This window comes from Psychrobacter sp. PSi21 (genome assembly GCF_054960615.1).
The window spans coordinates 33,506-57,283 of record NZ_JBHNYR010000001.1; the positions used below are offsets into that span (position 1 = coordinate 33,506).

The 23,778-nt window shown below is 44.7% G+C and carries 21 protein-coding genes; 2 read left to right on the top strand and 19 right to left on the bottom strand.

Going from position 1 to position 23,778, the window contains the following annotated elements; all coding sequences use genetic code 11:
• Positions 1-20: 20 nt before the first annotated feature.
• The 18 genes from ACFI32_RS00165 to ACFI32_RS00250 all read right to left on the bottom strand — a co-directional run bounded on the left by ACFI32_RS00165 (position 21) and on the right by ACFI32_RS00250 (position 20,767).
• Complete coding sequence (locus ACFI32_RS00165; protein ID WP_462624465.1) at positions 21-548, bottom strand: IS630 family transposase; 528 nt, start codon at positions 546-548, stop codon at positions 21-23.
• On the bottom strand, positions 523-888 hold the full coding sequence (locus ACFI32_RS00170) for an IS630 transposase-related protein (RefSeq protein ID WP_462624818.1): 366 nt from the start codon (positions 886-888) through the stop codon (positions 523-525). Before ACFI32_RS00170 ends, ACFI32_RS00165 begins: the two co-directional genes overlap by 26 nt.
• 397 nt (positions 889-1,285) lie before the next feature.
• A complete protein-coding gene (locus ACFI32_RS00175; RefSeq protein WP_462624466.1) occupies positions 1,286-2,752 on the bottom strand; it encodes an RHS repeat domain-containing protein in 1,467 nt (488 codons plus the stop codon).
• Positions 2,753-3,211: a hypothetical protein gene (locus tag ACFI32_RS00180; protein WP_462624467.1), complete on the bottom strand. Its 459-nt coding sequence runs from the start codon at positions 3,209-3,211 to the stop codon at positions 2,753-2,755.
• Between the two features lie 34 nt (positions 3,212-3,245).
• Positions 3,246-3,665, bottom strand: coding sequence for a hypothetical protein (locus ACFI32_RS00185; protein ID WP_462624468.1), 420 nt, complete (start codon positions 3,663-3,665; stop codon positions 3,246-3,248).
• On the bottom strand, positions 3,665-5,098 hold the full coding sequence (locus ACFI32_RS00190; protein WP_462624469.1) for a hypothetical protein: 1,434 nt from the start codon (positions 5,096-5,098) through the stop codon (positions 3,665-3,667). The genes ACFI32_RS00185 and ACFI32_RS00190 overlap by 1 nt, the downstream gene beginning before the upstream one ends.
• Positions 5,099-5,100: 2 nt before the next feature.
• A complete protein-coding gene (locus tag ACFI32_RS00195) occupies positions 5,101-7,983 on the bottom strand; it encodes a contractile injection system protein, VgrG/Pvc8 family (protein WP_462624470.1) in 2,883 nt (960 codons plus the stop codon).
• A 100-nt stretch (positions 7,984-8,083) separates the two neighbouring features.
• Complete coding sequence (gene tssA, locus ACFI32_RS00200; protein WP_462624471.1) at positions 8,084-9,205, bottom strand: type VI secretion system protein TssA; 1,122 nt, start codon at positions 9,203-9,205, stop codon at positions 8,084-8,086.
• Entirely contained in the window at positions 9,205-12,018 is a 2,814-nt protein-coding gene (tssH, locus tag ACFI32_RS00205; protein ID WP_462624472.1) for a type VI secretion system ATPase TssH, read from the bottom strand. Before tssH ends, tssA begins: the two co-directional genes overlap by 1 nt.
• A gap of 126 nt (positions 12,019-12,144) precedes the next feature.
• Entirely contained in the window at positions 12,145-13,137 is a 993-nt protein-coding gene (gene tssG / locus ACFI32_RS00210) for a type VI secretion system baseplate subunit TssG (protein ID WP_462624473.1), read from the bottom strand.
• Positions 13,101-14,924 (bottom strand): type VI secretion system baseplate subunit TssF, encoded by a 1,824-nt coding sequence (gene tssF / locus ACFI32_RS00215; protein ID WP_462624474.1) that lies wholly within the window; start codon positions 14,922-14,924, stop codon positions 13,101-13,103. The genes tssG and tssF overlap by 37 nt, the downstream gene beginning before the upstream one ends.
• 136 nt (positions 14,925-15,060) lie before the next feature.
• Positions 15,061-15,540, bottom strand: a complete 480-nt coding sequence (gene tssE, locus ACFI32_RS00220) for a type VI secretion system baseplate subunit TssE (RefSeq protein WP_462624475.1) — start codon at positions 15,538-15,540, stop codon at positions 15,061-15,063.
• A gap of 153 nt (positions 15,541-15,693) precedes the next feature.
• Complete coding sequence (locus ACFI32_RS00225; RefSeq protein ID WP_462624476.1) at positions 15,694-16,197, bottom strand: Hcp family type VI secretion system effector; 504 nt, start codon at positions 16,195-16,197, stop codon at positions 15,694-15,696.
• 53 nt (positions 16,198-16,250) lie between these two features.
• Positions 16,251-17,729 (bottom strand): type VI secretion system contractile sheath large subunit, encoded by a 1,479-nt coding sequence (tssC, locus tag ACFI32_RS00230; protein WP_462624477.1) that lies wholly within the window; start codon positions 17,727-17,729, stop codon positions 16,251-16,253.
• Positions 17,730-17,736: 7 nt separating this feature from the next.
• Positions 17,737-18,246 (bottom strand): type VI secretion system contractile sheath small subunit, encoded by a 510-nt coding sequence (gene tssB, locus ACFI32_RS00235; protein WP_462624478.1) that lies wholly within the window; start codon positions 18,244-18,246, stop codon positions 17,737-17,739.
• A 63-nt stretch (positions 18,247-18,309) separates the two neighbouring features.
• The gene (locus ACFI32_RS00240) at positions 18,310-19,017 is read right to left on the bottom strand and encodes a hypothetical protein (RefSeq protein ID WP_462624479.1); all 708 of its coding nucleotides are present in this window, start codon (positions 19,015-19,017) and stop codon (positions 18,310-18,312) included.
• A gap of 19 nt (positions 19,018-19,036) precedes the next feature.
• On the bottom strand, positions 19,037-19,462 hold the full coding sequence (locus ACFI32_RS00245) for a hypothetical protein (RefSeq protein WP_462624480.1): 426 nt from the start codon (positions 19,460-19,462) through the stop codon (positions 19,037-19,039).
• A 654-nt stretch (positions 19,463-20,116) separates the two neighbouring features.
• Positions 20,117-20,767 (bottom strand): DUF1294 domain-containing protein, encoded by a 651-nt coding sequence (locus ACFI32_RS00250; RefSeq protein WP_462624481.1) that lies wholly within the window; start codon positions 20,765-20,767, stop codon positions 20,117-20,119.
• A gap of 234 nt (positions 20,768-21,001) precedes the next feature.
• Here ACFI32_RS00250 and fkpB point away from each other — a divergent pair, with 234 nt between their 5' ends.
• Positions 21,002-21,499, top strand: coding sequence for an FKBP-type peptidyl-prolyl cis-trans isomerase (fkpB, locus tag ACFI32_RS00255; protein WP_462624482.1), 498 nt, complete (start codon positions 21,002-21,004; stop codon positions 21,497-21,499).
• Positions 21,500-21,566: 67 nt separating this feature from the next.
• Positions 21,567-22,607 carry an aldo/keto reductase gene (locus tag ACFI32_RS00260; protein ID WP_462624483.1) on the top strand — a complete coding sequence of 347 codons (1,041 nt, stop codon included), beginning with the start codon at positions 21,567-21,569 and terminating at the stop codon, positions 22,605-22,607.
• Positions 22,608-22,709: 102 nt separating this feature from the next.
• On the opposite strand, the gene ACFI32_RS00265 is transcribed toward ACFI32_RS00260, so the two are convergent.
• Entirely contained in the window at positions 22,710-23,507 is a 798-nt protein-coding gene (locus ACFI32_RS00265) for a lysophospholipid acyltransferase family protein (RefSeq protein ID WP_462624485.1), read from the bottom strand.
• Between the last annotated feature and the right edge of the window lie 271 nt (positions 23,508-23,778).

The window sequence follows — 23,778 nt, forward strand, 5'->3', positions numbered from 1 at the left end:
GCTTGTTGCTTTGCTCCAGATTACCTTCTGGTATAGTCAATCCACAATAAAACTAGAACATCCCATATCATGAAACAGTTTAGGCAGATTATTTTCCGTCCATCCTTGGCGCAGAAACTTTGCCTGTGCCCACTTTTTTCGATAGGGTTCAAATCAGGACTATAAGGCGGTAGAAATAAAAGCCTGTGACCGTGCCTGTTGAGTAGTCTTTGTACTCGTCTATGAAAGCTGGCATTATCCATGACGATCACGCATGAAGTATTTAAGCTTGGAATCAATGTGTATTTGCACCAATCATAGAATATGTTGCCATTGATATTCTGCTCAAAGTAATTTAGTGCAAACAGCATCTTTTTGTATAAAGCACCAATGACGTTAGTTCTTTTTTTACCTTGCCAGTTGTAACTATCGATACAAGGCTTACCTATCGGCGCATAACCGTAAGGACGAATAGTTTCAGCCTCAAAGCCACTTTCATCTATGTAAATAATGGGATAGCCTTGCTGTATAAAGCTATCAAGCTTATTCTGATATATCGTTCTCTTCATCGGACAGGCTTTTGGATGCTTTAAGGTCTTTTTTTTGACTGATACCAAGGCGTTTTAAAGCTGACTCAATGCCTGATTTACTGCACCCTAAACGCTGTGCTCGCTCGTACATATAATCGTCAGGATATTGCTCAACGTCTTTCAATAAGGCTTCATTAGGTATTTTAGTTGGTGCTTTATTTCTAGTTATTTTAGGCACTAAGTCCTGCTGCCAACTGTGAATAGTACTGGTACTCAGCTCATAAAAGATAGCGGCTTCTCGAATAGTCATACCTTCTTTAACGCTACGTAATACTTGCTTGCGAAAGTCGATTGAATAAGTCGTGGTTAATACTGTTATATGATTTTATTATAGCTATTGTATCGATATTATATAAGATTTATTATAGACTGATAATAAAATCACAGATAATACTAACATAGACATTATTTTTATTTATATAAAAAAAATCCTTTATCATGTAATATACAATCTTAAACTCCAAAAAAGCAAAAAATATAGCTAAAAAAGATAAAAATACCGATAATATTATTTTTTTCATATTTAAAATTTTTATAAATTATTTTAATACCGATAATAATAACCATTAAAGACAAAAGAAAAAATAAAAATTCATTGCTTTATATATATTTACGCCATAGCTTTTATTTATAGATAAAGCCACTTCCATATAATATACACATGACGGAAGTAAAAGAACAATTTGTAAAAAAATTAATCTACTCATAACTTCCCTCTATTCATCACGCTCACTAAGGTTTTTCAATTTATTATAAATATCATCTGTTCTTCCCCAACCATCCCAATACCAAGAATCTGTATTAATCTTGAACTTTCCAAACCCATCTGTTGTTTCAGTTACTTTACCGCTAGGTGTGACAATAGTGTTAAGCCTTGCACCTCTGCAATATTCTGATCCTGAAACTCCCATGCTACTACTAGACTTAATAGTAACTTTTCCAGCAGATGGACCTGTACAAGAATAAGTGCACACCTTTCTAAATTCACCATCAATTTCAACTTCACCATTCCCTCCTCCAGTTTTATTGATAGCATTACAACCAAATACTTTCAACCCTAGCGGATCGATCCATCCTGTTGGATTTGGTGCATAGGCAAACACATTATCACCACCCATCAACCCGATTGGATCACGACTCGTAAACATTCCCATATCAGGATCATAATAACGAAAGCCATTATGATGTAGTCCTGTCTCACTATCAAAATGTTGACCTTGGAACCTAATAGGCTGCAAATACTCCAGCTCCACATCGTCTACCCACACCGTATCAGGAGCTGATTCTTGATAGCTAGCTGTCGTACTATCCCAATACATTTGAGCCTGTACTTTACCACATGCTTGGTAGTTGGCTTGCCAGATTAACTTACCTGTATCATCAACCAGCTCTTGCGGTGTACCTAGCTGATCATTGCTGTAATAATAAGTTCGTATGTCCGAATCATACTCGACGTCTGCTTGTGCCCATACCAGTCTGGCAATAGGGACAAAACTGTCTTGATCATAGATGGTGCTGTATACGTGGCTATCTGTATATTCCTGAATAGGCGCATCACCACTCCAGAGTATGTGCATTTGCCGCTGCTGCACCTGATCGCTGTTTTGAGTGATGCTGTGTTTATGTATACGTCTGCCTAAAGCATCATGGTAATAGTGTGTGGTCGTCGCCGTAGACTGCTGACCATCCTGAACCGTGAGTATAGACTCACTGAGTTTATGGTTAGCGTTATAGTTCATGACCAGCGCTTTTTGCGACGGTACTATGCTATCGCTTGAGCCTCGTTTAACTATAGTTTTGTGCGATACTCGGCCGTGCTCATCATAGCGGTAACGGATAAGTTGATCATCAGAGACAATTTCGCTGGGTCTACCATTTGCCTGATAGCTCTCTGGCGTCTTGTGATTTGCTGCACGGTCATTATCAAGATGGCTACTGTGGAGTGATCGGCGATTGCCACTAGGATCGAAGTCGAAGCGTTCGGTAAAGTTTGAATGGTCGCCTAACGCATCATGTTGAATCAAACGACCGACTGCATCATATTGATAATGATGCTTATGACTTTGGCTATATCCTAATTCAGAGCCACTCGCCAATGACGTATGACGCTGTACATCAATGAGCTGTCCTATTGGGTCATATTGATAGCTTCTTTCAATGGCAAGATGCTGCGGTACATGCACTTACTGCTTCAACAACTGCCCTACAGGACTGTGCTCATAAGTGTGGGTAATAGCCTCCTGCTGACGACTGATCTCCAGATGTAGTTTGTTACGCTCACTATGACGCAGCTCAATATGCTGCTCGGTGCTGGGGTTGTATAGGCTTTGGTTATACAGGTGTCCTGAGCCATAGTAGAGCTGGTTGATTTCTTTACCGTCTGGCAGGATGGTTTTGGTGCGATTGCCAACTTCATCATAATGATGCTGTAGCTCAAGATTGTATTTCTGCTCTACGCCATCGATAGTTAACCAGCTTGACTGCTGCTCTTTAATCAATTGACCATTGGCATCATAGGTTAGGCTGAGTTGGCTGTGTTCATTTGTTGCTGTTAGCATCTGTCCTATTTTATTAAAGGTATAGTCCGTGCGTTCGGTCTGATCACTACTGCCGCGCGCTTTTGGTATCACTACTGTCTTCATATTTTTCAATAAAACTAACGCTCTTATGTTAATATCATCCTATTTTTTTAGCTAACCAAATAAATAAACTACTGCCAACAAACCAGAAAACCATTAATGAAAAAGTTAAAAACGAACCCATGACTAGCTTTTTATGTTTCTTGTAAATTTTAAGCGCACTTTTATCACTAATTTTAGGATACCAAGCCAATTGTGGTATTTTAAATGAGCCATATTTTTTATATTTCAGATGATAATTCATATAAATATTAGCCATTGCGATGATAAAAAAATGGATATCATATCCATCCATCTTTTTATCATAATACGTTTCATCTGAGTATAAAATCATAGAAATATCTTTCTTATATTTTCTAAAATAAATAACACTCAATTGGTATGTAGTCATCCAACTAAACATTCCTCCTATAAAAATAAAAATAGCAATCAGTTCTAAAATATCTTTTTGTTTCATCATATTCTCTTATTAATAAATTCAGCAGCATCTTCACCTAACCCTGCTCCATATATACCTCCTGCGACTCCTACTCCAGCAGCAACTACTCCAACTAAGATAAAGCCTATACCGAAAGTTCCAATACCAAATGCGCCTGCGGCTAACATTACTGCTCCTGATCCAATACCTGCTCCACCTAGGCTTCCTTCTAGCTTCAAAGTTTCTTTAATAATAGTTTTCTGAGTATGACTGCTATCTCCTGTACCATATGCATCTTTTACGTTCATAGTTGCATCACCAACGCTAACAGCCACAAGCAAATTACCTCCTACTTTTGTGAACTTATCTACTTTCCCCATATTTCTAAAGTTTTTCACATAAGCTTTTATTCCCCCCTTATATGTAGGAGAGCGCGCATAGACATTTTTCTTTATCTGACGTCTTAGCTTATCTGTCTGTACTCCCGCATTGTATTTAAAATAACTTTGTGAAAACGAGTTATCAAAATTTTTGAATAGCTGACTATACTTCTGCTTAAATAACTTGAAGTTTTTAGGATTCGAAAGTTTAGTCTTTTTAGATTTCTCATGTTCCATAGCCTCAACAATTTTTGAGTATGCTTCTGTGACTTTCTTATTGGCTACTTCGTTGAAAGTAACTATTCCTTGAGAAGTTCCTGCTGCAACAGCAGCGTAGTTAACATCATCTGAAGGCTTTGACTGATTTTCAGGTTTTTCAGTTAGTGCTACGTATTCTGAGCTTGATAATACATCATGTAAGAAATCCATGTTTCTTGCGAACCGCTCACTCTCAAAACCGAACTCTTTTTTTGTTTTATCGAACTCAGTCTTCGCATTTTTAGCATCTCTCTTCATTCTCGCCAGTTCTTTATTTTTATCATTTGAAGAGTTAGATATAATAACAAAGTCTCCAGGATAGAGGTTAAGAATAGGATTTCCTTGTAGATGCGAATTATTTTTTCGAAAATTTACTTCTTCTACATTTTTACGATAAGAATACTGATATATTCTTGTTAGAAAATCATGTAGTGTCTCCTGCTTCTCTATAATCATCCATCCAACTTCTGTATCATCTACTCCAACTATTTTATTATTTTTCGGATCATTTAATGATTTACTCTCAGATAACTTCAAGGGATAAACACTGCTCCGTCCCGCTTTAGACAAGCGCTTAGCCGTAACCTTTTTTACTAAACTACCTGAGCTATCTGTGATGTAATACATTATTTCTTCTATCTCACGGTTGGATAATTTTTGTATCTGAGATAACCCATTTTCATCAAAACTCAAGTTGGTTTCATTAATAGATGGCGTTTTACTTCCTGGTTTCGGGTATAAATTTTTATAAGTAACGGTAAGATCATATTTCACTGAACTCATGTCAATGACTATAGATGACGTTAATTTAAGTCTGGTATAATAATTGGACATATTTATTCTCCAACCTCTGTATCATTTTCATCTGGTTCTATGGCTTCATCGACTTCATTAGTAATCACATGTAACGCATAATATTTTGATTCATCATCTACAATAAGTTTTAGCTTACCTTCATAGTCAGTTGTGCATACTTCAGTCGAACCATCAGGCTTGATAAGCAGACATTTAGTAAAAGGAAGTGGTTCATCATCTTGGTTTTTAACAATGTAACGAAGATAGAAGTCTAAGTTTTCGGGTAATTTTGCTCTTGGTAAGAATACATTAGGAGAGCCACTTCCACCCCCACTCCCCCAATCCACCTTACTTGCCTTATAACCCACTTGGCTTGACGTGATAAACGTCACATTACCACCTGATATTTCAATACCACTACCTGCTGCTTTTAGCGTTAACGTATCAGGGGCGATGATGTCAATACTACTGCGGCTATGGATACGCAAGATCTGCTCGCTGTCCAGACGCATTTCACTTTGATGCGCCTGTATCGTCATGTCACCGTGGGCTGCGGTGTGGATTTGTGCTTTATTGGCATAGTAGTGTATATCGCCTGCCACCAGCTGGTTGATCTGGGTTTGGCTGTGGTGATGGGTATGCGCTGTGGCATGGCTATGCGTGTTTTGTGTACTATTATGCTGGCTGTGCTGACCCGTCATGATACCCATGTCGTGCTGTGAGTCGATCAGTATGTGCCGCTGTTGCCATGCGCCTGCACCATCAATGGCCGTATCGGCGGTGTCTTTGCTGAACAAGGCATAAGGGGTTTGGCCGTCCTCTGCCACAGTACTGCTACTGCCTTGCAGACCCACGGGTTGATGGGTGCTCATCAGTGTTTGATAGGCGCTTTGGTGCTGATCGGCGGTTTGTAGCTTGCTGTGGCTACCATGGCTCATATGGTGACTGGCTGGCGAATGACTACTGATATGCATACCAGTACTGCCCTGCACGCTACCTGCCGCTTGGGTTTCGATACTGATACCGCGGCCGCGTGCCAGACCACGGACATGGTCGGTATGCTGGTGCAGGTGACCAAGATTGAGGCTGCTTTGATGGCTGCTGCTATACAAGGAGATTTGTTCGCGGCTGGGATAGTGGTCAAAGAGCAGCTGGTTGTAGCCATTGGCGGCGCTGTCTTTGGTCGCTTCCCCTGTACGGCTTGAATCGATGCTCTGGGTTTTGATGCCATCGATGGGATGGGCATGGGTTGATCCCTTAAACCATGTCGGGCTGGTGGCATCAATGGCATCACTATCACTGACGATGCTGTTGTGCTGGGCATCAGGATTGCCTTGGCCGTTATGGGTGCTGCCGATGATGATGGGATGGGTAAGATCGCCACCGATAAAGTCAATGAGTACGTGCTGACCATGACGCAGTGGGTGGGTCTGCCCCATATGATCAGCGACCAGATGACTGGCGATAGGCACCCAGTGCTCGTTATCAGCTCCAGAGGCGTCATTGCCATGTTGCCAGTGATAGCGAATGTGAGCGCGGTGATTGCGGTCGGTGGTGATACGGCTGCTGTCATTGGCCACAATGCTGGCACTCATCAGGCCTGTGAGACTGGGGTGCGCTGCGCCCGTTTGGGCAAGGTCGCTGCCAAAGGGAATGTGATGGTGATAGGGATAAGGCTGATATAGGGCACTGACATGATGTACCTGATCGGCCTGTTTATCCATATTGACCTTGCTATTGGTCGCGCTGGGCTGCAAGGTAATGGGGTCAATGGGGGTTTTACCCAGCCAGTCGATAGGCAGATGGTTGTTGATCTGATGATAAATCGCCACCAAACTGATGGGCTCAGTCACAAAGGGGTTGCCTTCAACCAGATACGCATGCGGCAGCTTTAGATGGCGGATGTTACCTGTCATGACGCCTTGGTGCGCGACTTGTTCTTGGTACTGCTGGTAGCGGGTGGCCAGCGCGGTCAAGGACGCATCATCCATATGGGTGTGACTGTGCATAAACCGATGATGGGTGCTGGGGTGCGCTGGCGACTGATCGCTTTGATGCGCGCCGCTGTGGTGACCGCGCAGACGATTGTCATAGCGATACAGCTGCGCCTCACTTAGGTGATGGCGCGTGCTGGGGGTTAAGGTGATGATACGGTCTTGACGATCGGCGAGGCTTGCTGGGTTTTGGCTGAGTATGCTGTGGATATCAGCGCTACTTGGTCTGAGTATCTCGGCATCGTGCGGCAAGAGCCTCAGGGTATGGTTGTCCTGCTCATGGTGGTAGTATCCTGTAATGCCAAAGCGCGCCAAATGCTGCTGCAAGTAGGCCAAGTCAGTCTGATTGTATTGGACGCTGTGCTGGATATGACAGTCTTTTAACCGATCATCCATGTCGATATTAAGATCAAACGGCGCGGTGATTTCGGTGACCAGATCGGCAAGGCTGAGATGATGATGGCGGCGGTTGTGACTGCTTAGGCGCAACTGATGGAGCGCGGGCTCACAGATGATGCGGTAAGTCGCCATACCGCCGTTACTGCCCAGCGCGGCCACTTCAGTGATGATGCCGTGGCGCGTCTGCTGCGGCTGCGCGTGATCTCCGGTGTGCCAGTACAGGGTCAAGCCCTGTCCAATCCATTCAGCAATGTTCAACCCTGCGCGCTCGTGCACGAGCGTGATACTGTAGCGATAACCACAATATAGCGCCTGCTGACGCGCTTGGTAAGGCTGCGCACGCTGGTCAAGATGATAGGGGCTTGGGTACGCCAAAGGCGTGGGCATTAGTGTGTCATCGTCCCAGACACTGCTCGGTAGATCGGCGCCCAGTAAACTCTCTACCAAGGCGGCCTTACTCACTATGCTGGTGGCAATATCAGGATGATCGCAGCCAAGCTGTATATGACGATGCCCTTGTGTCCAAGCCATATCAGGCTCCTATGGTTTGTTATGATTTATGAGTGTGCCTGTAGCAGCACTGCGCCGCTCCGACTGATACTGGTATGCCTTATAAGAACCATCAGGGATATCAATAGTCACTGTCCTGCTGGGGGGGTGCAGGTTTGATACCAATCATGTCAGAGAGTAGAGACAGTTGGTCTTCACTTTTGATGACTCGCGCAAGCCATTGATCCAGTGGCATATCAGCCCATTCAATAGCACGGCCCAGCAAAAAGGTGACAGGGCTGTGTGGCTCATTGATGGCAAAATAATCTTGAATTTGGGCCATTTGTTTTAAGGCTTGCTGACGGTTTGCCACATGGTCTCGATTCTGTGGATTAAAGCCAGATACCACTGCCGCATTATTTGATGAGGTTGACATGTCTGTACTGCCCGTCTCATCACTATGGGTGGTTGCCGTATCTTCCACCGCTGGCTGCTCTGTATATTGAGGCACTAGCGGGGTCAGATGCTGCTTTAGCGTTCCTAACAGCTCCGTCACTGGGGCGAAAACTGGCGCATCCATACCCATGAGATCGTTAAGTTGGTCAGTTAGCGTTTGCCAGCGTGTACTGGTGGTCTCAAGCGCGCTCAATAATGTCTGCTGCCAGTTAGGCTCACTGTGTCTTATTGCATGGTTATAATCACTCAGTGACAGCGTACTGTCTACTTCATGACTCTGCTGGCGCTGTTTGTCGTGCTCACGCGCGCTCAAAAAATGATTGTAGTTATAGCCACCTTGACTGCTGTCTGCTAATGGCAGCTGCTTAAGATCATCGCTCAGCGTTTTGACGAACCAAGACAGCAGACCTGCTCGGATATCCATACTGTCGTCATCACCATCTAACGGTGGATGCATGGTCAGCCAGTATTCATCATTCAAGGCCTCAAGCATTGCCAAGCCGTGAGCAATGCCTGTCAAATGATCGGTATGACTGAGCGCATCCACATACCACAAAGCTATTTTTAAATCTTTACTGGTTGTGGTGAGCAGCTCAGCGCATTGCGTATTGACAAAATCCCAATCCGCAACTTTGAGATCAGTCACCCAGTCACCTTGCGCGAGTAACGGATCATCTTCAATGCGGGCAGCGACAATGGCATCTAACCGTGGGTCAAAGGTCAGATCCTCACCGACACCTTGGTGTGTATTTTCAATGGGGGCAACCAACTGCTCGATACTGGGTAAGTCATGTGATCTGGTCGTCATTATAGTGACTCCTTCTCTTTAGCGTGCGACTCAGACTTGGCATCCGTGCTATCAGTAGCTGATGATTCATTATCACTATCGCTCGATGAGGCCATATGATTCACAGAAACAATAGGCTCCCCAATCACTTGACAGACAAAAGCATCGTTTTCATCAACGGTAATATTGATATTGGTCAGTACGCTCTTGCTACTATCATGCGCCAGCAGTTCACTTGCCAGCTGTGGCAATAAGGTATGGCTGATAATGGCATCCGCGTTACGCGCGCCCGAATCCACTTCATGGCAGCGCGATAAGATAAGCTCAATCACCTCAGGATCAATGTTGCATGTCACATCATAGTGGCTGCGGATACGTGCCGTTATTTTGTCGAGTTTGAGCTGAATAATGGCCGCGAGTGCATCATCGGTTAATGGATAATAAGGGATCACCGTCAAGCGGCCCAAGAACGCAGGCTTAAACGATTTGTACAAATGCGGGTTTAATAGATGCTTTAGCTGATCACTATCAGGCATCGTAAACTCAGTATTATCAGGATCGGTATTGATACAGTGCTGCATGATGGCAGATGAACCCACGTTACTGGTCAACAGAATAAGCGTGTTTTTAAAGTCAATAAGGCGACCTTCTCCATCCTCCATGACGCCTTTATCAAAGACCTGATAAAACAAATCCAAAACATCAGGATGGGCTTTTTCGATTTCATCAAGCAGCAGTACACTATAAGGACGACGTCTGACGGCCTCAGTCAATACGCCGCCCTCTCCGTAGCCAACATAACCTGGAGGCGAGCCTTTTAAAGACGCCACACTATGAGCCTCTTGGTACTCTGATAAGTTGATCGTGATAAGATTGCGCTCACCACCATAGAGCACCTCAGACAATGCCAGTGCCGTTTCTGTCTTACCAACACCGCTTGGCCCTGCCAGCAAAAATATACCTTGAGGACGGCTTGGGTCATCAAGATGTGCTTTTGCGGTATGTATACGTTTGACAATAGCGTCGATGGCATGGTCTTGACCCACTACACGATGTGCTAACGTACTTGCCAGCTTCAGCAAGTGATTTTTTTCGTCACCAGCCATATCATTGAGCGGAATACCTGTCCAATCGGAGATGATTTGTTTGACCACATCGCGATCAAGCACCGCATGTACTAGGCGATATGAATCTTGCGCATGCTCTAACGCCAGTTCTAAGGCTTGATATTCAGATTGTTTTTCAAGGCGCGCCTGAGCATCCATCTGACCATTTAGCTCGGTACTTAGCGCATCAAGTGCTTGATTCAGTCGTTGCTGCTCTTGCCACGCCTCAGTCATCGCAGCGATGGTCTGCTGGTTGTCTTGACGGCGCGTGTCCAATAGCGCGATTTGCTGCGTGAGTTTTTCTTTTTCATCAACGTTGCCAATGCGCTCGAGCTGTTGTCCTAGATGGTTGATATGCAGCTTGAGCTGCTTATCTGTAGCGTATAGCTTGTCGAGCTGATTGGGCACGGCCGTCTTAGACAAGCTCACCCGTGCAGCAGCAGTATCCAAAACGCTGACCGCTTTATCAGGCAGCTGACGATCACTGATATAGCGCGCCGATAACTCAACGGCGGCTTGCAATGCATCATCTTCAATCATGATGTTAAAGTGATCCTGCATTTTTGCACTCAAACCACGAATCATCGCCACTGCTGTATCAATATCTGGCTCTTCTACTTTGACGACCTGAAAGCGTCTGGATAATGCGGCGTCTTTTTCAAAGAACTTTTTGTATTCAAGCCATGTCGTCGCTGCGATGGTACGCAGCTCACCGCGAGCCAGTGCTGGTTTGAGTAAATTGGCCGCATCGTTTTGTCCTGCCTGACCACCTGCGCCGATCAAGGTATGCGCTTCATCAATAAATAAGATGATCGGCTTTGGTGAAGCTTGTACTTCTTCGATCACTTGTTTGAGTCGGTTTTCAAATTCACCTTTGACGCTAGCACCTGCTTGTAACAGTCCCAGATCCAGACTGCGAAGGCACACGTCTTTGAGCTGATCGGGAACACTGCCTTCAATGATTTTTTGCGCCAGTCCTTCGACGACTGCCGTTTTACCCACACCAGCCTCACCAGTCAAAATCGGATTGTTTTGGCGACGACGGATCAAGATATCGATCAGTTGGTGGATCTCAAACTCGCGCCCAATCACAGGATCGACTTGATCAGCAGCGGCCTTAGCCGTCAGATCATACGTATATTTATCCAGTGCAGGGTGATCGGAGACACTGTCTGTACCCGTACTATCTGCATCAACTTGCTCTGAGCTGGGCTGAGTGTTATTGGCTGTACTCGACACATCAAACTCGATACTGCCCTGACACAGACGCTCGTAATCATCCTTTAAGGTGAAACGATCAATATATGCCAGCTCATCAGGCAATATTTTTAGCAAGGCGTCATAGGCATCAAAAGTCAGCAGCACTAATAGCACATGTCCTGAGCGGACTTGCACATGGCTGGCATCTATGTTTGGCTGACTGGCTGCTACTTGCCACGCATCCTCAAACAAGGTAATCAAACGCTCGCTGAATACTGGCGTTGAACCCGCCGCTTGACTCATGCTCTCTAGATAATCTGTCATGCCTGCCAATAAAGCGCGCTTCTCAATCTTGGTATGGTCTAAGATGAGGTCGACATCGTTACCCCGCGTGCTCACCAATTCATGTAGCAAATGCACCACGCCAACTTCCTTGTGACCCATATTGATACACAACCGCGCCGCCTGCTGCAGGCATTGACGGCAACTTGGACTCAGACGAGTGATAACCGCTTTTAATTGGCTCATAGAGCATATCCTTTTGAATTTGACTGTTTTTTAATCACTATTATGAGTGCTGATGGCAACATCCATCAGCAACGTGTCTACTATGTTTTAACAGTTATGCAGCTGGCTGCATTACCTTTAGGAGTATCAAATAGGCAGCAGATAACGAGTGTCATCATGATGCTGCGTTGCGGGCTGGGACACCAAAAATCCACCACGGCCCAAACCGCCAAACCGCTGCTCGGTTAAAGATAAGGGCTTGATATGTGTTTTATCCAGCTCAAGTTGCATCTCGACCGCCAGTGTCACACCGCACCACTTGCGTACAAAGTCGATGATGACTTGATATAAGTCTCCTGCTGGCAATAACCTCAAGTAACGCTCGGCACTCAGTTGATGACACACGATTCTGATTTTGCTGTCGTATTGCACTGCACGGCTGCCACAAAAAGTAGACATTCCCAGCTTGGCATGCTGCCTACCTAACGCTGTTTGTTCTTCAGCTGGCAGATCAAACCATTCAGCGACGAACTGTTCGACACTCACGCAGATATCCAAAAACTTAGACAACACATGCGAGAGCTGATCGGCTGTCAAACGTCCAGGCGAGATCATGCCAGCATAAGCAATCAGGCTATCTAACTTAGTTACTTTTTTGGGCTGCCGTGCCAACCTGCGCAAGCTGACCAGATATTTGTCATCAGCGGCGCCCACCTCATATTGCAGTGGCAGGTTGTAAAACCAGCTCGCCTCTACATACAAATGCGTTAGCCTATGGTTAAATAAATCTAAAAAGGCAGGGGCGGCGGTATCTTTGCCATGATTGACCCGAGACGCCAGATAATCTGTATATAGCGCCGGCATCGCAGATATCGGGCCTGTCAGTCCAATGATGCTGGGATAAAGTTCGATATCGCAAGCGTCAGGGCTCATGCTGTCTTGAGGGGTCAACGTCATTGACTCAATTTCAGCCAAAGGAAAGGCCAAAGACAGCGATGAGCGATAGCGCACCGAGATTGGCTCATTGGTACTGGTCGCCGCATGACGTATCAAACGAACTGCTTGCAACAGCTCATAAGACTGCGGGTTGGTCGTTAGGCCCGTTAGATAAGAGGACTGAGGCCGCTGCGTGGGTAGCATCGATAAATCTCCTCTTTAGTCGTCGCATCAATCATGGCCACTTCTACAAAACTGTTTAAACTGGCATGATAACCAAAAACGTATGCCATCAAGTGAGCAAACTGACGAATACTAACGCCAGCAAACTGCTTTTGATTGATACTGATATCAATCGCTGTACCCCGTACAAATCCCGGCTGGGGATAGCGATGTATACGGCGGGTTTTGACATGAGTTGAGACTGCAGAAATCCCTTCTATTAGCAGCTTATTGGCGGCTGAACCTGCGATATCGTACAAACTCAAATATTCTTTTAGAAGCTCAGCATCTTGTGACGCGAGCGATAAAAAATTAAGACTGACAAGAGATATCAAGCGCCAGCGCTCATCACCAGTGTAGTCAAATCTTGCCGTTCTGGTCGGCTGCTTGAGTAACGACAAGCCACTAAATCCAGTCATACTGTCACTAAATAAGTCGCCACGGCTTTGACCGAAGCTGACTTGCGATGGCAGGTCTCTATTGGTACATAGTAATGAGGCACTCATACTGACAGTGCCTGATGAAGTATCACGTGCCTTATCGATAAACATGATCTGATATTCAAAACCTTGATGAAAATCAGCCATATCTTTGTCACGTTTGATATGGTAATAACGCCCTTCATCTTGTTGCTCATAATGATTGAGCGCATAAAATGGATAATAACGACGCTGCTGTAAGCGATTGTCTTCTTGTTTGGATTCGATCACCTTTAGCACATCATAGACTTCATGCTGGTATAGCGCATGTGTGTCTGGCACCAGATCGTAATACACCTTTTTGTGGTTGACTTGAATCGGCTTGGCCGCTGATTGAAATAAATTGACCACTGGCGTACAAAATAACTTGATACTGCTGGCACTCAGTTGCTGCAAGTTTTTGAGCTTAATGGTGTTCTTTTTGTCAAATTTAAAAAAACAATGCAGCTCAAATCCCGATGCACCAAGCTTGAGCGCTGGAGCAATCTGTCCGAGGTTCAACCGTAAAAAATTAAACTTTTCTGGAAAGTAAAAATACTCTTTTAACAGCGCTGAAGCAGCATTACTCACATTGTGACTCGGCAGCAACTGCTGCTCAGGCTCAAACCCCAGTATTTCAAAAGGACTGTCCACGAGCTTTTGCGTATTATTGCCATGAATGTGTGTCAACTTGACATCACAGCACAACAAATCCCACAAGCTCGTACCTTGACTGGCATCAGCATCGATATAAATGTCTATGGGGTGCTTGAGTAACGCACTATAATCAAAGCCTGAGTTCAAAGCTGCAAACTTAATCTTGATACAACCATTTAAATAACCACTCGCTGGATCATAGATCTCTTGAGAGGTATCAAAACTGACATCATCTATGCCCAGGGGCAATAAAGTGACCGCTTGGGTTGACTGAAACTGACAGGCCGTTCCTTTTATTTTTTGAGTCACAAAGCCGCCATGGCGCGGAACGGTTACCGCCTCACTCAGCGTATTACCATGTACGCCCAAATTAAATTGGGCAATCGACGTCGATGGAAAAGGTTTTTGATAATCAGGATAAACGACTTGTAACAAAGACTCTGTAAAGTCAGCATAAGAGTCATCAAGCTTTTTATTAATGCGCGCGCTAATCAAAGAAAACGCTTGAATCAAACGCTCAATATGCGGGTCGTCCACCGTATCGTGTGCCATAAGCAAACGATTGGCAATTTTGGGATATTTTTTTGCAAAAGCTTTTGATTGCTTGTTAAATAAACCAAGCTCATGCTCAAAATAGGGTAGCAAACTGTCCATATTACCTCTTACTCATCTAGGAGCGGTGTGATCTGTAAACCAAACTAGTCATCAATCCAACCATGTTAATACCGAATATTGATACTACCGTCAAAGCCATTAACTCAGTCTCATGTAACCTGTTTGACACATCAACTCATGTAATCTGATAGCGCTGTGAGCTTGGCTCAAAATAGGCATCAAAGCTGACCAGCTCTTGTGAGGGATAAACCCTTAGTAATGCTTCAATAGAAAAGCACAACTGATTCACTTCTACTGCACCAATATCTAGACTGACTCGCACATTTTGTAAGCGTGTATCTTGACACTCAATAGTGCTGGCAATTTGGCGGCAGATATAGTCACAATCATTGGGATTGGCACTACTCAACCCCACAAAATCTAATATACCAAAATTTAGTATCGATGAGTTTACATGCTCATACTCTGATAACTTATTTGAAAATACAGAGCGGGTGTTTAGCAAATACTCTAAGTCTCTTGCTACAGAAGACTTGAGCTCTTCAATGTTTAGACGCCTCACCACTATGTCATGACCTGCTTTTTTAGGCTGATCATCAAACAACTGCTCAAACAAATTTGGTCTAAATCCAATGTCTTTTTTCCCAAAATTCATGTTCGTAGCAACCTATATCTGGGTGTTGATATGGCAGTTTTACTGATAAAAACTGTCTGGAGTCATACCTGTATTTTAATACGAAAAAAGAAAGGCCTACTGATAAGCCTTTCTCTTTTTACATTATAGGATACGTCATAATGGCATCTAACCTTACGCCGTGTAGGTCGCTGTGTTGTTAGCCAATGACCATTTCTTAGTAACTGCGCCTTTGGCAGTACCGTTGATATCTTGCTGAGTGTATGTCCACTCAACAGCAGCATATTTGATACCTACTTCTTCAGTTGGCACACCTTCTTGTTGAACTGAAGGATCTACATGAGAAATAAGTGCATGTTTGAGTTTGATTTCAAGATACTTAACACGCTTGTCGCCATTAGCGCGGTAGAAGTCAATTTGAACTTCATCAAAGGTGTAACCAGCAGAACAGGCTTCCCAAAGCTTAGGACTGGTAGAGTCCAAGTCTTTCAAGAACGTCATGTCAGCATGTTCACAGCGCTCTGAGGTATGACCACCAACACTACTAGCAGTGGCTGATTTTGGTTGACGGATCAAATGATCCCAAGTGTTCACCTCAAGCCAGCCTTTATGCTCACTGTCACGAGACTCACCGTCAACTTTGTATTTACCACGGAACTGGATATAAATATCTTTCATTTTAGGACCCTTGAAAAGTCATTAAAGTTAAGTTTAAGGTTAGATAAAGACGATCAGCTGTTGCTAGACTGCGGCAGTTGAGTAACCAGTCGCAGAGAAACAGACAGTTCGTCAAGTTGAAAATGTGGTCTTAAAAAAACCACCGACTTGTAGACACCAGGCTTGCCTGGCACTTCTACAACTTGTACCGAAGCTTCGCGCAGCGGATATTGCGCTTTGGCTTCTTGAGACGCGCCGTCATCGAGCAAGACATAACGTGATATCCAATCGTTCAAAAAAGTCTCGACATTGCCAGCAGACAAAAAGCTACCAACTTTGTCGCGCATCATCGCTTTTAGGTAATGCGCAATACGAGAAACTGCCATGATATATTGCAGCTGTGTGGACAGTACTGCATTGGCGTTAGCATCATCGTTTTGATACGTTTTGGCTTTTTGAACCGATTGCGCACCAAAAAAGGCAGCGTAGTTGGTATTTTTACAATGCACCAATGGGATAAAACCCAAATCACTCAATTCTTTTTCGCGGCGGTCAGTAATCGAAATTTCAGTCGGGCATTTTAAAGCCAGATCTCCTTCATCTGTTTTGAAGGTATGTACAGGCAAGCCTTCAACCAGACCACCACCTTCAACACCGCGAATAGCAGCACACCAGCGGTAGTCAGAAAATGCATCCGTCAAACGCGAGGCAAAAGCATAGGCGGCATTGACCCACAGATAGTCGTCATGGTTAGTACCTGATACGTCTTCTGTGAAATTAAAACCTTCAACCACAGTGCCATCTTTTGGATCATAAGGCAGGCGCCCCAAAAAGCTAGGAACGGTCAACGCCACATAGCGTGAATCTTCAGACTGTCTAAAGGCGCGCCAGCGGATATATTCTGCCGTCTCAAAGATTTTGGACAAATCTCTTGGGCGTCCGATATCTGTAAACGAATCGAGTCCAAACATCTCAGATGACGCAGCCGACACAAACGGCGCATGAGCAGCAGCAGCGACGTGAGACATCTGTTCAAGCAAATACATGTCTGCATTTTGGCGTGTAAATTCAAAATCGCCCACGATGGCGGCATAAGGTTCACCACCAAAGCTACCAAACTCTTCTTCATATATCTTTTTGAACAATGTGCTTTGATCAAAATCAATAGAAGACTGAAAATCTTTAGTCAGCTCACGTTTGTTGGTATTGAGCATACGGATTCTGAGCATCGATTCAGACGGCGTCTGGCTACACAAGTAATGCAAGCCGCGCCAGCTAGATTCAAGCTTTTGAAACTCAGGGGCATGCATAATGGTGCTTAACTGTTTTGAGATCAGTGCATCGATTTCGGCAATACGCGTATCAATAGAGGCTGCCAAATTATCAGACATGATGACCGTACCTTGCATCACCTCAGAGGCCAATTCTGATATCTGATTTTTAGCGCGGGTTTTTTCATCTACAGATTGTGCAATGTTGCTCTGATTGACAATGTCTTCGAGTAGATCGTATTCATCATCCATTACCGCTTGTTGTTGGGCTTGTGCACTCATTGCTTGGTTACTCCCCGTCACTTACATTCTGTTCTGCCATTTTTTTGACTTGTTCGGTGTTTTTGAGCACGTCATCCAGCAGATCTTCAAGTTTCTCATTGGCTGAAATTTTATTTCTAATGTCGGCCAGTCTGTCACGAGCCTCTACCAGCTGACGTAACGGCTCTACTTGATTGGCAACGGCTTCAGGACGAAAATCATCAATGCCGTTAAATGCCAAATCAACTGAAAAATCACCTGCTTTGTCACTCAGCTCGTTTTTAACCCTAAAGGTCGAGCGCGGTGCAAGGCCTGACATGACTTCATCAAAAGTATCCAAGTCAATTTCGACAAACTTTTTGTCTTTAAGCTTTGGTTGCGCTAATGTTGAATCGCCTGAGAACTCTCCCAACACCCCAACGACAAATGGAATCTCTTTGGTTTCCATAGAGTCGCCGATCTCAACATCGTAAGTCAGGTGGACGCGAGGCGCACGAACTTTGGATAGTTTTTTTTGAACGCTATCTTGCTTGGCCATAGTGAATTACCTAAAGTATTGAATGGTTAAATAAAGTTTCTGTAGTCAGTTTTTCTTCGGATCCTATTGATCCAATATACGGAAAGGATATCTTGGCTTGGGTGCTGTCGGCTTGGCTCTCTGAACAGGCGCAGGAGTTGACCTTGTACGTGCGCGCTTTTTAGTCGTCGGTATAGAGACCCTCTGTTTCACACGAGAGTGTCTTCTGACTTTTCTTGATTGACGTTTTGGGCGATAGGTACGGACTTTTTTAGGAAGCGACTCATCATAATTGAAGGTGTGAACCTCACCATAAATACTGCTCAGCGCCGCCTGATAATTTTGTAAAAACAGCTTATCGTCAATGCCTTCTTGATAGCCACTTTGTAGCTGATCTCGCGCCATACTGACACTACTGCTCAGTAACACCCGCTGTAGGGTGTCTGTGCGGTGACCTAGCTTGACTGCCTCACTGGCCGCATAGATTGCATAATCATAATCACCATAGTAATCATAGATTTTTGCTAACATCTCCCAAGCTTTAAAGTCTTCAGGATGCTCATGTACCCTGTAGTTCAGCTCATCGACCAGCTCGTGCAAGGCTTCTGATTCATAGTCAGCGCCCTCAAGTGCATTATACTTCTCAGTCAAGACTGCAGCTTGGTCAGCGCCATCTTTTGCATGTACTGCTGTCAGGGTCAGACCCATCAGCACGGTACTGGCAAAGACTGCTCTGAGCCCAGTTGCTACTTTTTTGACATATTGTTGGGAGTTATATCGACCGTTTGCCATGCTCAATTATCGCCTCTTCCTATTTTGCCGTATTGATCAGTGTGGTGACACGGGCCAGATCTTCTCTAAAATTTTCGCTACCTTCTACAGACATCACATCCGCATCATGATAGGCCTTGCTGTAGTTTTGCGTGATCTTGATCGTTGACAACATGGCGATTTTGCGTGCTTCTTTGAGATCGCCTTGTGTTCTTAGGGCTTCATTCGCAGCGCGCAAAGCTCTTGCATAGTGCTTCTCTGCAAACTCTGTCTGCGCTATGCTCAACCACTGCTCAGCTTTGATGTCATTAGGGTCAGTATCTTGGGCCATATATCGCAGTGAAGGCTCAGGAAAATCGGGCACGACTACCATAGAGGCTTGTTTTGGATTACTTTTGCATCCGGTCAAAACCACCACTGAAGACAAAAAAGTTAATGCCACCAATCTTATAGACTGCTTTGTCATGGGTAAGCTACTCATAAAGTATATTTTGTGGAAGGTAAAACAATAAGTTGGTTTGATCATGTTTACGATGATGCACGGTAGAGCAAAAGTTTACTTGTACCAACAAGCGTTAGATTATACATGTAGTTGACAATTTTTCAATAAAACCAAGCACTTTATAATGAAATTATTTAAAAAATCTTAATATATCTGACCAGTTATGCCTTATCGTAACATCATTAGCATCAATTCGTCTGTATTTTGATAGACCACTTATCTGAATAAACAATCCGTCCATACCAATAAATCACCAAAATATGACCAAATATAATTTTTCGCCATAAGTATTGACTTTTTATCACGATAAGCGTAGAGAATATAAAATACCTAATACCCTTAAATTTATATGAACTTTTGTTTATTTAATTAATCTTCTATAAATACTCACTAAACATAGATAATCGCATGGATATATAAGTGCTTATCAAGAACACACACTTGATGAGATTGAGCGCTCAGCGGCATCCTCCAGACCAAACGATTGTCTCTCATAATAACGTATGATAATCGGTAAGATCAAAAACGCATTTGGTGGTGACTACGATAAAAAAACACCCATCCGCTATCTGGATGGGCGTTTTTTTATCATCGCTCAGGCTATGATGATGATGCTGACTAGAGCATGCCAATGAAATTAGGCTTTGCCAATATAACCAGTAACACTGCCATATTAATCAGTACAGTCAGATAGTAAGTCATCCGAAACTCGGCCTTTTGTGACTTATGGCGCAGATAGGTCTGCGCGATCATGGCCCCTACCCAGCCACCCAGCGCGCTGAGCACATGCAGCGTAGATTCAGACGTGCGCCATTGATTATTTTGCGCGGCAGCTTTGTCTTTGGCATACGTCAGATAGGTGATGATACCAATAAGCACATACCAACCTACCACCAGCCAACTGAGCGCCCCTGTAAATACTAACAGCAGCAAAACCACATAAAACCCAATCCCGATAAACAGCCGCTTTTTTTGTCCAACGGCAAAGTCAGATTGTTGCCGGCGCTGCGCGTTGCGGCGGCGGATTTGCTTATTCTTTTGCGCCATTTGCTGCTGTACAAAGCTCAGTTCTTGTACTTGCGTGGCTTGGCGGCGACCCTGCTTGTCACGACCTAAGCTAAAGACCACTAACTCACCCATTTCAGGATGGCGCGGCGCTTTGAAGGCGCTGATGTGAAAAAACACCTCGTCGCCCGTTTCTGTTTCGATAAAACCAAACCCTTTATCCGCTTTCCACTGCTTGATCCGGCCTTGCTGCCTATCACTCATAACCACCCACCTAATATCCCAAAAAAACAATATTCAAAGCATAAAATCCGCTAACACGACATTGCCCACTACCTGTACCACTCAGCTGATAGTACTGAGTATACGGGGTTGCATACCAGATCACGAACGGCATGATTGATTTTTAGCATTACATAACAGTCGGGAATAAAGTGCATATGCTAAACTGAGCATCCTATCACTTTTGATTTTTCTTTATTTTTGCTAAGACCGCTTATGACTGACTCTCAATTTATCAATCCAAATGAAGACACCCGCATCACTCAAGGCAGCCGCGTACAACTGCATTTTGAAGTATCGCTCGAAAACGGCACGGTGATCGACTCTACCTTTACTCGTCCTGAGCCTGTGGCATTGACCATTGGCGATGAAAGCTTGCTGTCTGGGTTTGAGCAGGTATTGATGAACCTACGCGCAGGCGATACCCGCAGCGCTCATCTTGATCCTGAGCAAGCGTTTGGCGACTGGAACCCAGATAACGTCCAGACCTTTAACCGCACTCAATTTACTCATGCATCGGGTACGCCTGAGATTGGCATGATGATGGAGTTTGAAGACAAGGGTAAAAACACCTTACCCGGTGTCATCAGCGCCATTACTGAAGATGAGGTCGAGGTCGATTTTAACCATCCTTTAGCAGGACAGGCCGTCTTGTTTAAAGTTCAAATTTTTAAAGTCACGCCGCCAGGAGTAACAGGCATACAGCTGATGTAATCGGTCATGCTGTGCGCCCGACAACACCACAAATAGACATTCATAAACAATAAAAAAGGACATGACTATGCAGTATGCAACACTACCGCAGCTTGATGAGCAAGTCTCTAAGATTTGCTTGGGCACGATGACATGGGGTCAACAAAACAGTGAGAGCCAAGCCCATGAGCAAATGAGCTTCGCACTCGATGCAGGGGTCAATTTTTGGGACACCGCAGAGATGTACCCCTCGCCTGCCGACAAAAACAAGCAAGGCTCGACTGAGCAGTTTATCGGTACTTGGTTTCAAAAATACCAGCAGCGAGATAAGGTCGTTTTGGCCAGTAAAATCTCGCCCATGGATTTTTTGCGAGATGGTCAGACACGTTTTAATAGCGAGCACATCAGCGCAGCCATTGATAACAACTTGCAGCGCTTACAGACCGACTATATTGATGTCTATCAGCTGCATTGGCCTGAACGCCAGACCAACTTTTTTGGCAAACGTGGTTATACTGAAGCCATGGCCGCACAATCTGTTGATGACTTGACGCCATTTTTAGAAACCATCAGCGTCCTTAATGATGAAATCAAAAAAGGCCGCATTCGCGCTTATGGGCTATCCAATGATACGCCGTGGGGTATCATGCGTTATTTATGGGAAGCGGACAAAAATGGTCTGATCCCACCCATCACCATTCAAAACCCGTACAGCCTGCTCAACCGTTTATACGAAGTAGGCTTGGCCGAAATTTCGCACCGCGAAAACGTCGGCTTACTGGCCTACTCGCCGCTAGGGTTTGGCGTGTTATCAGGCAAGTACTTGGATGGCAAACGTCCCACAGGCGCACGTTTGACAGAATACGACCAGTATGCGCGCTATACCAGTGACGAGTCCACATGGGCAACGGCGCAATATGCAAAAATCGCCAGCGATGCTGGATTGGATATGGCGCAAATGGCTTTAGCATTCATCAACTCGCGCGCCTTTGTTACCAGTAACATCATCGGTGCCACCTCTATCGAGCAGCTACAAAGCAATATCGACAGTGCCAGTCTAACCTTGAGCCAGGACGTATTGGACGCCATTGACGCCGTTCATGCACACCAGCCCAACCCTGCACCGTAAGGCATCAGGTTACTGACACCACAATAAAAAGGCGTGAACTTTTAAGGTTCACGCCTTTTTTACCTACCATTTTTTGTACTGGGGTATGTCCCTAACAACGGTTTATGGCGCTTTCGTAGTCACGACGCGCGACTGTAGCTCCGCTAAGCCCTCTTGCATTTGTTTTTGGAGCTGGTTGGTCAACTCGCTTTTGCTTTTGCCCGCAGGATCCAGTGGCTCAAGCGGCAACACATAAGCGGTCACATCCTTGCTGTCCAATACCCGCTTGAGACTGTCTTTCATGGTCATTTTGCCATAATACGGCAGCTCTTTACTCAGCGCCCCATCTTTATTGACATAACACAGCACAATCGGCTGTACAGGCACGTTGGCATCAATGGCCGACTGCAATAACATGCCATGAATGCGCTTCACCTTTGTACCATCAGTGGTGGTCGCCTCAGGAAAGAAAATCACAGGAAAACCGTCTTTTAAGAAGCTGGCAATTTGGGTGGCAACGGAACCTGCATCACCAGAGCCCCGCTGAATAAAGAGCGTCCCTGCAGCGTGCACCAGTTTGCCAAACACAGGCCAATCACCGATCTCTGCCTTTGATAAGAAAAAAGCAGGGCTGACTGTGCCTACGACAGGAATATCCATCCATGACACATGGTTTGATACCCATAGGCCATGATACTGCGGCACTGGCTCAACCTCGACCACCTTTACCCCAAAAGAGCCTGCCATTTTGCGACAAAAGGTCTGAATATAACGTGGTAGCTTATCGCGCGGTGGCTGACGAAACGCACCGATACGCTGCGCAGCACGAAATCCGCCTGCGATGGTGGTGGTCATGCCAACGATTTTTTTGCTGCGGTTTAGCTGCCGCTTGACTGAAAAGCCTGAACGATATTGGCTCATCTGTATCCCTCATAATTGAAGTCGTTGTAAATCAAGTCAGGCGCTGCTGACCACTGACAACTGGTGAGTCGATAAAAAACTCAGCAAGTATAACAAACTTCTTTTGTTCAGTGACGATTTGTTCACCAAGCATGATTGCAGGTGGCGATTTTTTTCAATCATGACACCATTAACAGGCAATGCCGTAACATAAAATCTGCGCAAATTGTGTAAATACGCTTTAATATCAGTGAGGCAGACCACATATAAACCACGACCCACGTGCTTTTAA